Consider the following 516-nt stretch of genomic DNA (forward strand, 5'->3'; position numbering starts at 1 on the left):
CCGCCGCACAATGCCGCCGAGCTGATCGATGCGGCGCGCCTGCTGATCGAAAAGCCGAAGGCAACGACAGCGGAACTGATGGATTTCGTGAAGGGGCCGGACTTCCCGACTGGCGGCGTCATCGTCGAGCCATATGAATCCATGCTCGAAGCCTATGAGACGGGACGCGGCAGCTTCCGCATGCGCGCGCGCTGGAATGTCGAGGATACGGGCCGGGGTACTTACCAGATCATCGTCACCGAGATCCCCTACCAGGTCCAGAAATCGAAGCTTCTCGAGAAGCTCGGCGAACTCATCGAGGCGAAGAAGCTGCCGCTGCTGGACGATGTCCGCGACGAGTCGGCGGAGGATGTCCGCCTGGTTCTCGTGCCGCGCTCCAAGACGGTCGAGGCGGACGTGCTGATGGAAAGCCTGTTCAATGTCTGCGACCTTGAAACGCGCTTCAGCCTCAACATGAACGTGCTGCACAAGGGTGCGCCGCAGGTCATGGGCCTGAAGGATGTGCTGCAGGCATAT

The 516-nt window shown here is 61.2% G+C and carries 1 protein-coding gene; it reads left to right on the forward strand.

The window, feature by feature from the left end; translation table 11 throughout:
• Positions 1-516, forward strand: a 516-nt coding sequence (locus KDM41_18995; GenBank protein MCB1185513.1) for a DNA topoisomerase IV subunit A, incomplete at both ends; no start/stop codon positions are given.

This window comes from bacterium (assembly GCA_020440705.1).
Classification (GTDB): Bacteria; Krumholzibacteriota; Krumholzibacteriia; order LZORAL124-64-63; family LZORAL124-64-63; genus JAGRNP01.